This window comes from Capnocytophaga sp. oral taxon 412 str. F0487 (assembly GCF_000271925.1).
GTDB classification, from domain to species: Bacteria; Bacteroidota; Bacteroidia; order Flavobacteriales; family Flavobacteriaceae; genus Capnocytophaga; species Capnocytophaga ochracea.
Genome location: NZ_AJZR01000054.1, coordinates 1 through 12,434, shown reverse-complemented (window position 1 = coordinate 12,434; position 12,434 = coordinate 1). Strand labels below are relative to the sequence as shown.

Annotated in this window: 12 protein-coding genes; 11 read left to right on the top strand and 1 reads right to left on the bottom strand. The window is 39.7% G+C overall.

Features of this window, described 5'->3' with window-relative positions; genetic code table 11:
* Positions 1 to 16: 16 nt before the first annotated feature.
* The 10 genes from HMPREF1321_RS08895 to HMPREF1321_RS08850 all read left to right on the top strand — a co-directional run bounded on the left by HMPREF1321_RS08895 (position 17) and on the right by HMPREF1321_RS08850 (position 9,615).
* The gene (locus tag HMPREF1321_RS08895; protein WP_009422294.1) at positions 17 to 1,657 is read left to right on the top strand and encodes a hypothetical protein; all 1,641 of its coding nucleotides are present in this window, start codon (positions 17 to 19) and stop codon (positions 1,655 to 1,657) included.
* Position 1,658: 1 nt separating this feature from the next.
* Entirely contained in the window at positions 1,659 to 2,660 is a 1,002-nt protein-coding gene (locus tag HMPREF1321_RS08890) for a vWA domain-containing protein (RefSeq protein WP_009422293.1), read from the top strand.
* A 26-nt stretch (positions 2,661 to 2,686) separates the two neighbouring features.
* Entirely contained in the window at positions 2,687 to 3,139 is a 453-nt protein-coding gene (locus tag HMPREF1321_RS08885; RefSeq protein WP_009422302.1) for an HYC_CC_PP family protein, read from the top strand.
* 86 nt (positions 3,140 to 3,225) lie between these two features.
* On the top strand, positions 3,226 to 5,481 hold the full coding sequence (locus tag HMPREF1321_RS08880; RefSeq protein ID WP_009422305.1) for a TonB-dependent receptor: 2,256 nt from the start codon (positions 3,226 to 3,228) through the stop codon (positions 5,479 to 5,481).
* Positions 5,482 to 5,557: 76 nt separating this feature from the next.
* Positions 5,558 to 5,908, top strand: a complete 351-nt coding sequence (locus HMPREF1321_RS08875) for a heavy-metal-associated domain-containing protein (protein ID WP_002671387.1) — start codon at positions 5,558 to 5,560, stop codon at positions 5,906 to 5,908.
* A 119-nt stretch (positions 5,909 to 6,027) separates the two neighbouring features.
* A complete protein-coding gene (locus tag HMPREF1321_RS08870; RefSeq protein WP_009422336.1) occupies positions 6,028 to 6,927 on the top strand; it encodes a DnaJ C-terminal domain-containing protein in 900 nt (299 codons plus the stop codon).
* 2 nt (positions 6,928 to 6,929) lie between these two features.
* Positions 6,930 to 7,202 (top strand): chaperone modulator CbpM, encoded by a 273-nt coding sequence (locus tag HMPREF1321_RS08865; RefSeq protein ID WP_009422326.1) that lies wholly within the window; start codon positions 6,930 to 6,932, stop codon positions 7,200 to 7,202.
* Positions 7,202 to 7,387 (top strand): hypothetical protein, encoded by a 186-nt coding sequence (locus tag HMPREF1321_RS11920; protein ID WP_034575972.1) that lies wholly within the window; start codon positions 7,202 to 7,204, stop codon positions 7,385 to 7,387. The genes HMPREF1321_RS08865 and HMPREF1321_RS11920 overlap by 1 nt, the downstream gene beginning before the upstream one ends.
* Positions 7,388 to 7,569: 182 nt before the next feature.
* Positions 7,570 to 8,397 (top strand): S-adenosyl-l-methionine hydroxide adenosyltransferase family protein, encoded by an 828-nt coding sequence (locus HMPREF1321_RS08855; RefSeq protein ID WP_009422314.1) that lies wholly within the window; start codon positions 7,570 to 7,572, stop codon positions 8,395 to 8,397.
* A 138-nt stretch (positions 8,398 to 8,535) separates the two neighbouring features.
* Positions 8,536 to 9,615 (top strand): efflux RND transporter periplasmic adaptor subunit, encoded by a 1,080-nt coding sequence (locus tag HMPREF1321_RS08850; RefSeq protein ID WP_034554435.1) that lies wholly within the window; start codon positions 8,536 to 8,538, stop codon positions 9,613 to 9,615.
* Between the two features lie 8 nt (positions 9,616 to 9,623).
* On the opposite strand, the gene HMPREF1321_RS08845 is transcribed toward HMPREF1321_RS08850, so the two are convergent.
* Positions 9,624 to 10,181: an L-threonylcarbamoyladenylate synthase gene (locus HMPREF1321_RS08845; RefSeq protein WP_009422292.1), complete on the bottom strand. Its 558-nt coding sequence runs from the start codon at positions 10,179 to 10,181 to the stop codon at positions 9,624 to 9,626.
* A gap of 36 nt (positions 10,182 to 10,217) precedes the next feature.
* On the opposite strand from HMPREF1321_RS08845, the gene HMPREF1321_RS08840 reads away from it, so the two are divergent.
* Positions 10,218 to 12,410, top strand: coding sequence for an FUSC family protein (locus HMPREF1321_RS08840; RefSeq protein WP_009422316.1), 2,193 nt, complete (start codon positions 10,218 to 10,220; stop codon positions 12,408 to 12,410).
* Positions 12,411 to 12,434: the final 24 nt, after the last annotated feature.

Genomic DNA, 12,434 nt, shown 5'->3' with positions numbered 1-12,434 from the left:
AGTATTAAGCGGTAAAATGAGACGAATATTATATTTCATATTAATATTATTTGTATTTCCTACTCTTTACGCACAAGAGGTGAAGGTAGAGACTAATACAAAGAACATAAAAATAGGGGAACAGATAGAATACAAGATATCGGTAGAAGCCCCTGCTGATGCGGCCGTGGTATTTCCGGAAGGACAGAGTTTTAGTCCGCTAGAAATGGTAAAAGCCGACCCTACTGATACCTTGAAAGAGGGAGGTAAGTTTCGTTTGGAAAAAGCCTACTACCTTACCCAATTTGATGAAGGGAAGTACACCATTCCGCGACAAAGGATACACATCAGTAACAAAGACTACTATACCGATTCGCTACTCGTAGAAGTACATACCGTAGCGGTAGATACGCTCAAACAGCCTTTATACGACATTAAACCTATTACCGAAGTAGCCTCACCTATGGCTTCACGTATGTGGTTATGGATTATTTTAGGAATTATAGGACTCCTTTTAGTAGCAAGTGGATTATACTTCTTCGTCTTCCGCAAGAGAAAACTAACGGCTGAAGAAGAGCGCAAAAAGTTACCTCCTTTTGAGCGCGCCATACAAGACCTAAAAGACTTACAAAATTCTAAATACCTTATAGAATCGCAACACAAAGCCTATTATACTCGGCTTACCGATATTGTAAAAGAATACTTAGAAGACGAGGTGCATATTTTAGCCAAAGAGAGTACCACAGATGAGCTTTTGGCTAAAATTAATGTTTTGCAAGAAGCAGGAAAGCTACACTTATCGGAAGAGACTATCAGCAACCTCAAACGGGTATTACAAAATGCCGACTTGGTGAAATTTGCCAAGAGTAAGCCCTCGGACAACAATGCTGAATACGACCGTGAGACCATTGAGAACGTGGTTATCAAAACCAAAGAGGCTATCCCTGTGGTAGTAGCCGAAGGCGAAGTGCCTACACAAGACGCTTTCGCGATGAGCGTACTGAAAATAAGAGAACGCCGAAAAAGACGCAACCGAGTGGCTCTTATCGTCGCGCTTTGTTTTGTAGTATTAGCTCCTGTATTGCTTATGGGATATAGTATCTTGTACAACAAATACTTCAATACTTATGCGAGTATCAATCGCAGCGAGTGGGTAACAAGTGATTACGGTTATCCTATTACTGAGCTCACTACGCCAGAGATACTCATTCGCAAGCAAATAGTAGACGTAGCGGAATACAAATCGATTATAGATAAGCAATATACTTTCTATTACGGCAGTCTTAATTCACCTTTATACATAATGACCAATATCATTACCTTTAAGAAAGACGCCCAAAATACAGCACCCCAACAAGAGGAACAAGGCGGTGGACTTACCTTAGACCCACAAAAGGTGAATGAAATAGTGCTTTCGCAATTGGATAAAGCTAAGGCGAAGAACATCACTACCTTGCAGGAAGAATACACCTCGCCCAGCGGTGCAAAAGGTATAAAAGTTTTTGGCAAAATGAGTATTCCTAACGAGAAAGGTAAATATTTTAGCGCTTCTTATGAGCTGTACAGTTTTACTGAAAACAATGCGCTCCAACAAGTTCTTATCACCCATATAGACGAACCTAACGCCGATAAGATAGCACAAAGAGTTATCAATTCTATTGTATTTAAAACAGAATAATATGCTTAAAAATATTACTTTTGCCAATCCACAGTTCTTTTGGTTACTGTTAGTCTTACCACTAATGGTGGCGTGGTATTGGTATTGGAATAAGAAATCTAAACCGAATGTAACTATATCTTCCACTATCGCTTTTAAGAAGATGAGTTCGTGGAAAGACCATTTATACCATTCTTTATTTGCCTTGCGCTTATTGGCAGTAGCCTTACTAATTATAGCATTAGCACGCCCACAAACCCATTCAGAAAATGCACACACAAAGATTACTGATGGGATAGATATTGTAATGGCAATAGACGTATCGGCGAGTATGCTTTCAAAAGACTTAAAGCCTAACCGTTTTGAAGCACTAAAAAAGGTAGCTTCACAATTTGTAAAAGACCGTCCTAATGACCGTATTGGACTTGTTATCTACGCAGGGGAAAGTTATACTAAAACTCCTGTGACTACGGATAAAGGTATTATCTTAAACGCTCTTTCGGAACTTACTTATGGACAAATAGAAGACGGTACAGCCATAGGTATGGGACTGGCAACGGCTGTAAACCGACTCAAAGAAAGTAAAGCCAAGAGTAGAGTTATTATCCTCCTTACCGATGGAGTGAACAACACAGGATTTATAGACCCACAAACCGCAGCTGAGTTGGCTGCTGAGTACGGTATTAGAGTATATACAATAGGGATAGGCTCCAATGGAACGGCTCTCTCTCCTTACGCACTCAATCCTGATGGTAGCATAATGTACCGTATGTTACAAGTGGAAATAGATGAGCCTCTAATGAAAAAGATAGCTGAAGTAACACACGGGAGATACTTTCGTGCCACTGACAACCAAAAGCTCCAACAGATTTACGATGAAATCAACAAGATGGAGACTACCAAGATTGAAGAATTTAAATACACTGAGGTAGATGAGAAATTCAGACCCTTAGCGATAATTGCTGTTGTTTTATTACTTCTTGAGTTTTTATTAAAAAATACTATCTTTAGAAACGAAATATAAAAAATTGTCGTATCTTTGCCCCCGCAATGAAAAGAAAACTTATCAACATATTATTATCAGCGCTTATCCTGTTCTCCAATTCAGGGTGGGCGATTACTTTTCATTATTGTAAAGACACCTTATCGTCAGTGTCCTTAGAGTACCTTACTTCTGCAAGTGAGGAAGAGGAAGACTGTACTACAATGGACTCTTGTTGTGCTTCGGATGACAATGATGACGAAACAGAAACTTCACATAAAAAGTGTTGTGACGACACATCTATCACTTCTTCTATTTCTGATAGTACATCGGTAGTAAAGGTATTGGAATTGCAATTACAACCCTTTGTAATAGCTCCCCCTACCCTACCCATATTAGAAGAGGTAAGCATTACTGAGACAGTAAAGAAATCTATCACTACTGATTTCTTTACACAGCTGAATGCTCCGCCTCTGTACGAATTGTACTGCCAGAGAGTGTTTTATTCAAGTAACAGGTAAAAGATAAAAGGTAAGAGGTAAACTCCTTTACCTCTGTTTTCTAATCCTTAAATTCTAATTCCTGAACTGAATAAAACAGAACAATAATGTACAAAAAATATATCTTTTTATTAGGGCTGTTGTTGCCCTTGTCGCTCTTTGCTCAAAATTTTAGCAAAGGGTCAGTAGTCGATGAAAACAAGACGCCACTTATAGGTGCTGATGTATATTGGGAAGGTACCCAAATAGGGACTTCTACTGATAACGAAGGAGCTTTTACCTTAAAACGACCTGAGGGAAGTTCTACTTTAGTAGTAAGCTATGTAGGGTATAAAAAGAAAACTGTGAAAGTAAGCGGTAACACACCTTTACACATTCAGTTAGAGCCCGAAACTACTTTAGAAGAGGTAGTAGTAAGCTACAAACGTGCTAATACAATGAAATCGCAGTGGCAAGTAGCCGATGTGCACACAATGAGCAGTGGGGAACTGCTGAAAGCCGCTTGTTGCAACCTATCGGAGAGTTTTTCTACCAATCCGTCGATTGATGTGAACTTCTCAGACGCCGTTACGGGTAACAAACAGATAAAGATGTTAGGTTTGACCAGTCCGTACATATTAATGGCAGAGGAGAATATTCCTACGATGCGCGGAGCTTCGCAAGCCTACGGACTCTCGTTTGTGCCTGGTACGTGGATTGAGAGTATCCAGATTACCAAAGGAGCGGGGAGTGTGATTAACGGGTATGAAAGTATTTCGGGGCAAATCAATTATGAAATAGAGAAACCTATCAGTGCCATTCCTTTTTTCTTGAACTTATACGCATCGGAGGATAACCGCTACGAAATTAACGCCCATACCAATAAAAAGCTCTCTGATAAATGGGCGACTACCCTCTTTGCTCACGGCAATGTGCGTCAGCAAAAAGCTGACCACAATCACGATGGTTTTATAGATAACCCGATAGGCAATCAAATCAACTTGTTGAATCGTTGGCAGTACGCCGATGCTCAAAAGGGTTGGGTAGGCTTTTTGAACCTCCATTATATGAAAGATGAGCGCCAGGCAGGTGAATTGCGCTTTAATCCGCTGACTGACAAAGGTACTACCAATGCTTGGGGCAGTGAAGTAAACTCCGAACGCCTCAGCGCATCTAACAAAATAGGGTATGTATTCCCTGATACGCCTTATAAGAGCATAGGCTTACAGAACTCTTTCCAATCGCACAAGCAGGATTCCTACTTTGGTTTGAATCGCTATGATATACACCAAAAGAGTTGGTATGGCAACTTGATATACAACTCTATCATCACCAATACCAAGCACAAGTTTGCCACAGGGCTCAACGGTACTTACGACGATTACAACGAGATGCTTAGTACTAGGGCTCTCACAGAGGATTTTTCACGTGTAGACCGCTCGGTGGGTGCCTTCTTTGAATACACTTACGACAATTTGAGCAACTTCAGTTTTGTGGCAGGGATACGCGCCGACAGTCATAATCACTTAGGAAACTTTATCACTCCACGCTTGCACGTGCGTTACAATCCTTGGAAGCAAGCTACTTTTAGAGTATCGGCAGGACGAGGCAAACGAGCTGCTAATGTGATTGCTGAGAACCAACAGCTCTTGGCTTCTGCACGAGAGTTTACTATCGTAGGAAGTAATGGTGGTAAGCTCTACGGTTTGAACCCTGAAATCGCTTGGAATTACGGCGTGAGCTTTTTGCAAGCGTTTAAAGTATTGGGCAAGAACGCTGAGTTCTCTATAGACTTCTACCGCACTGATTTTGACAATCAAGTAGTAGTAGATTTGGATAATTCACCCCAACAAGCTTTGTTTTATAACCTCAATGGTAATAGCTTTGCCAACTCTTTACAAGCTGAGTTCAGCATCACACCTGCCAAAGGTTTGGACTTTAAAGCAGCCTACAAGTATTACGATGTGCAAACACAGTTTACCAAAGGACAATTGGAGAAAACTCTCACTCCAAAACACCGTTGGTTTGCCAATGTAGCTTACGAGACTCCCGAGCGTCACGAGAACAACCATTCGCAATGGAAGTTTGATGTAACCTTCAATTGGTTAGGAGAACAACGTTTGCCTACTACGGCTACGAACCCAGTGGCTTATAGGCTTAACGATTACGCTCCCTCATTTGCTACACTCAATGCCCAAATCACCAAAGTATTCTCTAAGACTTTTGAGATATATGTAGGTGGTGAAAATATCACCAATTATAAGCAAGAAAACGGAATTTTGGCTGCCAACGACCCTTTTGGTGCGTATTTTGATAGTACTATGCAGTACGCTCCTGCTTTCGGACAGATGTATTACGCAGGATTAAGATTTAAAATTCTATAATTAGCAAATAATCGTTAGTGGTTAGAAAGCTAACGACTAATGACTAAAAACGAACAACTAATAAGTATTTTTCAGAATGAAAACACGTATTTTATTATGGGTAGCTTTGAGTTTCTTTGGACTCACTACTGCAAGTGCTCAACAAGCACCTAACAAAAACAAGAAAGTAGAGTTTGCCGTAGGAGGCAACTGCGAACAGTGCAAAGCGCGCATAGAAAAAGCAGCTTACAGTGTAAAAGGCGTAAAGAGCGCTAATTGGAACATCAAGAGTGGGAATATGACCCTTATTTTTGACGAACGCAAATGTAGCGAAAGCGATGTACAAAAAGCCATTGCCAAAGTAGGACACGACGCAGGCAAAGAACGCGCTGACGACGAAGTGTACAATAAGTTACACCACTGTTGCTTGTACCAACGCTTGCCTTAGAACCTAAGCAAAAACACAATCATAGGAAGAGATAAGTCCATCTCTTCCTATTTTTTTATCATTTGTATACAAAATATATCAAATAAAGTAGTATCTTTGCGACTGTTAAATTATTAGAGATGATAGATTACTATAAAACCTTAGGGGTAGAAAAAACTGCTACCCAAGACGATATAAAGAAAGCTTACCGCAAGTTGGCGCGCAAGTATCACCCTGATATGAACCCCAACGATAAGACGGCAGAGCAGAAATTTAAAGAGATTAACGAGGCTAACGAAGTACTTAGCAATCCTGAAAACCGTGCTAAATACGACAAGTATGGCGAACACTGGAAATACGGAGAAGAGTACGAAAAAGCCCAACAACAGCAACGCTCCCAAGGTGGTTTTGGAGGATTTGAAGGCTTTGGCGGAGGTAATTACTCTGAGGGAGACTATTCTGATTTCTTCAGAGATATGTTCGGCGGACGGACTTCGGGATTTGGTAGAGGTTACGGTAGTGCCTCAGGTAAGTTTAAAGGACAGGATATTTTTGCGGATATGTCGCTACCACTGCGAGAAGTGGCAACTGCTCAGCAACGTACTTTTACGGTGAACGGCAAGAATATACGTATTACAGTACCTGCGGGGGTATATGAAGGGTTGCAAATTAAGCTAAAGGGTCACGGATACGAAGGATATAACGGAGGACCTAACGGTGATTTGTATATCACTTTCCATATTGAACCCGACGCTCAGTTTGAACGCAATGGCAACGATTTGAAAACTACTGTAAATATCGACCTATATACAGCTATGCTAGGAGGCGAAGTGCAGATAGATACCCTTAGTGGTAAAGTGAAAATGAAAGTAGCTCCTGAGACACAAAATGGAACTACGGTGCGCTTAAAAGGTAAAGGTTTTCCTGTGTACAAGCAAGAAGGCTCATTTGGCGACCTTTTTGTAACCTATCAAGTACAATTGCCTAAAAATCTTACGGAACAACAAAAAGCATTATTTGAACAACTTAAAAATTCATAATTATGAAAGATAGAATTTCAAGAGAAGACATCGTTCGTTTGTACAATATAGAAATCACATTCTTTGACGATTTAGAATCAAGCGGACTTATAGAAACGGAAGTGATTGACAACACTACTTACCTACATTACGACCAGCTTTCGGCTTTTGAACGTTTTACTAATTGGCATTACGACCTTGATGTGAATATGGCTGGGTTGGAGATTATTCATAGGCTATTACAACAAATTGAAGAATTAAAGGGAGTAAGATTGGAGGTAAAAGATAATGGTTAATGGTTAATTTGGGAGAAGCTTATAGAAAGCTTATAGGAAAGACGGTGCGAGCCACAAGAACAGATAAACAAATGACGGTGCGAGCCGCACAGGCAGATAAACAAATGACGAAGGAAGAACTAACAAAAGACGAACAAAAGACGAACAAAAGACGAACAAAAGACGAAGGAAGAACGAACAAATGACGGTGCGAGCCGCACGGGCAGATAAACAAATGACGAAGGAAGGGCAAACAAATGACGAAGAAATGATGAAGGATAATGGGGGAAAGCTTAAGGATTGATTATTGCAGATTTAAAGGAGGTAAGTTAACTTCATACTTATATATTTATGCTGTTTTAAACTTGATATCATTATAACAAAAGGAATGAAAATCATTACATTAACTACTGATTTTGGTTTACGAGATTACTCGGTGGGAGCTGTAAAGGGTGCTATTTATAGTAAGTGCCCCGAAGCTTGCGTGGTAGATATCTCGCATTTGATATCACCTTTTGATGTGTTTCAAGCTGCCTTCATCTTAAAGAATGCTTATGTACATTACCCAAAAGGGAGTATACATATCATAGGGGTAGATGCGGAGCGCACTCCTGAGAAAAGACATATGGTAATGAAACTGAACGGGCATTATTTTATCGGGGCTGATAACGGTATTTTTCATCTTTTAGCAGAAGATAAAAAGAACGCTGAACTGTACGAAATAAGAGGCGAACAAAGCACTGAACTTTTCCCTACGCTGTATTCATTCCCTTTGATTGCCCAGAAAATATGTGAAAATATCCCCCTTAACAAAATAGGCAAGAAAACCGATACGTATTTAGAGGCTACTCATTTTAAACCAGAGATATCTGCTGATAAACGTTTCGTTTACGGTACGATTATTTATATTGACCACTATGGCAATGCGGTGAGCAATATCAGTAGGAAATTATTTGAAGAAATAAGGCAGGATAGAGCTTTTGAGGTTATCTTTAATATGTATACTTTCAAAAAGATTTATAACCAATACAGCGAATTTATTGATTTTAGTGTTCCTCTTGACCTTCGCGCTCCTGATGGAAAACGAATGCTTCTGTTTAACGACCTCGACTATTTGCAGTGTAGTGTTTACAAAAGTGATACTCATACAGTAGGGGGAGCTTCTTCTTTATTAGATATCAATTACCTTGATAGAGTGAGTGTTCACTTCATTTAATAGCAAATAAAACAACCCAATGAAGAATGAGAAAAAAGTGAATGAAGGTAAAAATATGGAAACTTTTTTTGTTTATTAAGTTTTTTTGTTATACCTTTGCCCCCGATTTAGAACACTTAATACAGTAATTTAAGAAAAATGAAAAAAATAATTACTACAGTTATCATAATAGTCCTTGTAGGATTAATGGGGCTCCGCCTATATTCTAACAAACAAAAAAATGCTGAAGAGGTGGCTATTGTAGCCCAAAAAGAAGCCCAAGTAGCCGTACGTGCTGCCAAAGTAACAGAAGAAAAAGTAGCTGACCTTTTTACGGCTAACGGTACTTTTGTAGCGGAACAAGACCTAAATGTATCTTCAGAAGTAGGAGGACAAGTCATAAAAATTTACGTAAAAGAGGGTGATTTTGTGAGAGCAGGGCAAGTATTGGCGCAAACAAAAGCCGACAGAACCAATGTGCAGTTAGACAATGCCAAAGCGGTACTCGAAACTGCAAAATCGGATTTAAAGCGCTTTGAAAGTGCTTACCAAACAGGAGGAGTTACCGCACAACAATTGGAACAAGCGCGCTTACAACTCAAAAACGCCCAAGCGAACTACAATTCGGCAGCTATTGTATCGGGTGATACAGCTGTGCGCAGTAAAATCAACGGGATTGTAACTAGCAAAGAGGTAGAAGAAGGAACTCTTGTAAGTGCCGGACAGACGTTATTCAACGTGGTAAATATCGACAATTTGAAATTGAAAATTACCGTAGATGAAAGTCAAGTAGGAGAACTAAAAGTGGGTGAAGTCATCAAAATAAAACCTAGTACTTCCTCAGAATTAGTAGACGGAAAGATTATTTTTATCGCACCGAAATCTAATGGAGCCCTCAAATTCCCCGTAGAAATATTGGTAGCCAACAAAGACAAAAAGCTAAAAGCGGGAATGTATGCGACTGCACAGTTTGGCAGTGGTAATGATGAGGTTACAGCTCTTGTGGTACCTCATTCTGCTTTCGTGGGTAGTGTGAGCCAAAATAAAATTTTTAAAATAGTAAGTAGCAAAAATGCTAAAGGTCAGGAGGTGCTTAAAGCTGAAATGGCAAATGTGAAAAGCGGTCGCAACTTTGGTGATAAGGTAGAAATCATCAGCGGACTTACTGTTGGTGAAGAAGTGATTACCAGTGGACAAATTAATATAGATAACGGAACACCTGTGAAAATAGTAGAGTAACTTACTATTTATCTTAATATTTGAATCTCTCCGTCTGTATCAAACCTAATCAGACGTGAGGGATTTTTTATTTGAGTATCGTCTTGACGGTAAGGTACTACATAATCACATTGCGCAATAATTTGGGGATTAATGAGTTGATAATACAAAGGTGTTGGCTCTCCACTGATATTAGCAGAGGTAGAGACTATGGGCTTGCCAAAATCGGCAATCATCTGTTGGCAGAAGGTATCTTGCACGACCCTAATGGCTACTGTATTATCAGCAGCTATCACATTCTTAGCCAAATGCAAAGGGTGACTATAAATAATAGTGGTAGGCTCTTGCAAGGTTTGAAGATAAACGAGCACCTTAGGAGGTATATCCGTTACATAGTGCTGTAACATCTCTGTATCACTCACTAAAATGATGAGGCTTTTGCTCTCACTGCGTTGTTTTATTTGGAAAATTTTAGCTACCGCTTCAGGATTTGTAGCATCACACCCCAAACCCCAAACGGTATCGGTGGGGTATAGAATTATCTTTCCTGCCTTTAATATTTCAGTTATCAGATGGTTATTTGCCATTAGTTTTGTAATTTTGCCCGCAAATATATGTAAAAAATGTATACCTCCATCATATCATTCTTTAAAAGTTTTTCTTTCTTCAAAGGGTGCCTCAAAACCATTGCGGTGCTTATTCCCTTAGGGTTGGGCTATTGCTTTGACCTAATGGATATTGGCATACCTATAGCTTTGAGTGTGATTGCGATTTCGCCCAGCGATATTCCAGGGAATCAAAAACACCTCTATGGTGGTCTTTTCATAGCAACATTACTAGCAACTATCAGTTCTACTTTGGTAAACCTCACGGCTCCTTACGAGTACTTATTACTGCCTACCATATTCCTACTCACCTTCGGAAACGCTTATATTTCGTTATACGGACATCGCGCTACAATGGTAGCTTTCGCGGGATTATTTGAGATAGCCTCTACTTTAGCCCACTTGCAAACAGGGTGGGGTATTGTTTTGTACAGTGGTTGTGTATTATTAGGAGGTTTGTGGTACAGTGTATTAGTGTATATATTTCTAAAAATACGTCCGCGTTTGTATAGTGAACAGCTGTTAGGGAAGTGCTTTGCTCTTACGGCAGAGTTTTTTTCGGTAAGAGCTGATTTACTCATCGCCAAAGACAGAAGCGAGGGACTCAAAAAGCTCATCAACCTGCAAACAAGCCTCAATGAAAAATATGAAAAGCTCCGTGAAGCCGTACTTGATTCACGGAGCAAATCAGGTAAAACCGATTACCTGCAACGCCAATTTTTGATGTTTATAGAGCTGGTGGATATCTTCGAATTAGCTTTAGCCAACCCTGTACAATATGAGAAAGTGGACAAGGCTTTTGCCGAGCATCGTGAATATTTACAAACTTATGTAGATTTCCTCAAAGAGCTATCGAGACAGCTACAACAAATGTCGGAATACATTGGGTCACGCAAAAAGATACAATTAGACAACTGTTTAAAAGGCTTATTAGCGCAAACCAAAGAGAAGAACGAAGCCTTGAAAGCACTTTCAGAAGTATCAGAAGAAGATAAAGAACGTGCTTTGCTGTTGCGAAATTTTTATATCTACATAGAAAGTCAGTATCATTCTATTGAAAATATCCGACATATTTTTGAGAACTATTATAGCAACGATGCAGGGGTACGCGATGAGAGTACTTATCGCAAGTTTGTGAGTTACCAAAACTACTCGTGGCGACGGCTCAAAGACCATATATCTTTAAAATCTACCTTTTTTAGGCACGCAATGCGTCTATCTATAGTGGTATTTTTGGGTTACCTCATAGGTGATATATTCCCTATCAACAATGCCTACTGGATTATCCTTACCATCTTCATTATTATGCGCCCAGGTTTTGGGATTACACAAGAACGTTCGCTCAGCAGGGTTTATGGCACTATGATTGGTGGAGTTGCTTCGTTTGCTGTGATTTACCTACTCCCCTACCCTAGTTTGTATCTCTATGTCGCTATTTTGTGTATGCCTATTGCTTTTGGGTTGATTCAAGAGAACTATATGTACGCCTCTATATTCATCACTATCAGTGCGATATTTATTTTTGCACTGATTACACCTAATGTTTACAGCCTTATTTATGACCGCCTATTGGATACCGTTATAGGGGTTGGACTATCGTTTGCAGGTAATTATCTCATTTTGCCTACGTGGGAACACAATACTTATAGAGAAGCGGTTAGCAAATCAGTAAAAGCTAATATCGGTTACTTACAGCAAGTAAAAGAGATTTTTAACACCGGAGAAGGGATTACCACTGCCTATAAAGTATCGCGCAAAGAAGCTGTGTTAGCACTCTCAAACCTAAATACCACTTTCCAACGAATGTTACAAGAGCCGAAGTTTATGCAGTATAAAAATCCATCGGTATACGGGATTATTGTGATACAGCAAACTTTCTTAGCCTCTGTGGCTTCGTTTGGCATTAGGTTGAACAGCAAGAAAGTAACCTTCCCTAAATCGGTATTCAACGAGGCAATTGAGAGTCTTATAGCAGCCTTGCGACACTGTTTGACGTTACTTGTTGAACCTAGGGCTACTGCTCAAACTGATTATAAAACGCCTATTGAACAATTCAATCAGTCCATTAGAGAAATAATAGACACTCCTCAAAATACGGATAGCTCTTCACCTATCTCAATGCGAGAGACACAATTCTATGGAGAACAGTTCAACTATCTGTTTGGATTAGCGAAGAACTTAGAACAAGCTATTCGGTCTATCAATACGTAATAAAAACTAAGGCGTCATCAAATT

Excerpts from the sequence above, each read along its gene's own strand:
- HMPREF1321_RS08885 (WP_009422302.1), top strand. The coding sequence starts at position 2,687 with ATGAAAAGAAAACTTATCAACATATTATTATCAGCGCTTATCCTGTTC.
- HMPREF1321_RS08870 (WP_009422336.1), top strand. The coding sequence starts at position 6,028 with ATGATAGATTACTATAAAACCTTAGGGGTAGAAAAAACTGCTACCCAA.
- HMPREF1321_RS08875 (WP_002671387.1), top strand. The coding sequence starts at position 5,558 with ATGAAAACACGTATTTTATTATGGGTAGCTTTGAGTTTCTTTGGACTC.
- HMPREF1321_RS08840 (WP_009422316.1), top strand. The coding sequence starts at position 10,218 with ATGTATACCTCCATCATATCATTCTTTAAAAGTTTTTCTTTCTTCAAA.
- HMPREF1321_RS08845 (WP_009422292.1), bottom strand. The coding sequence starts at position 10,181 with ATGGCAAATAACCATCTGATAACTGAAATATTAAAGGCAGGAAAGATA.
- HMPREF1321_RS08880 (WP_009422305.1), top strand. The coding sequence starts at position 3,226 with ATGTACAAAAAATATATCTTTTTATTAGGGCTGTTGTTGCCCTTGTCG.
- HMPREF1321_RS08895 (WP_009422294.1), top strand. The coding sequence starts at position 17 with ATGAGACGAATATTATATTTCATATTAATATTATTTGTATTTCCTACT.
- HMPREF1321_RS08890 (WP_009422293.1), top strand. The coding sequence starts at position 1,659 with ATGCTTAAAAATATTACTTTTGCCAATCCACAGTTCTTTTGGTTACTG.
- HMPREF1321_RS08850 (WP_034554435.1), top strand. The coding sequence starts at position 8,536 with ATGAAAAAAATAATTACTACAGTTATCATAATAGTCCTTGTAGGATTA.
- HMPREF1321_RS08855 (WP_009422314.1), top strand. The coding sequence starts at position 7,570 with ATGAAAATCATTACATTAACTACTGATTTTGGTTTACGAGATTACTCG.
- HMPREF1321_RS08865 (WP_009422326.1), top strand. The coding sequence starts at position 6,930 with ATGAAAGATAGAATTTCAAGAGAAGACATCGTTCGTTTGTACAATATA.
- HMPREF1321_RS11920 (WP_034575972.1), top strand. The coding sequence starts at position 7,202 with ATGGTTAATTTGGGAGAAGCTTATAGAAAGCTTATAGGAAAGACGGTG.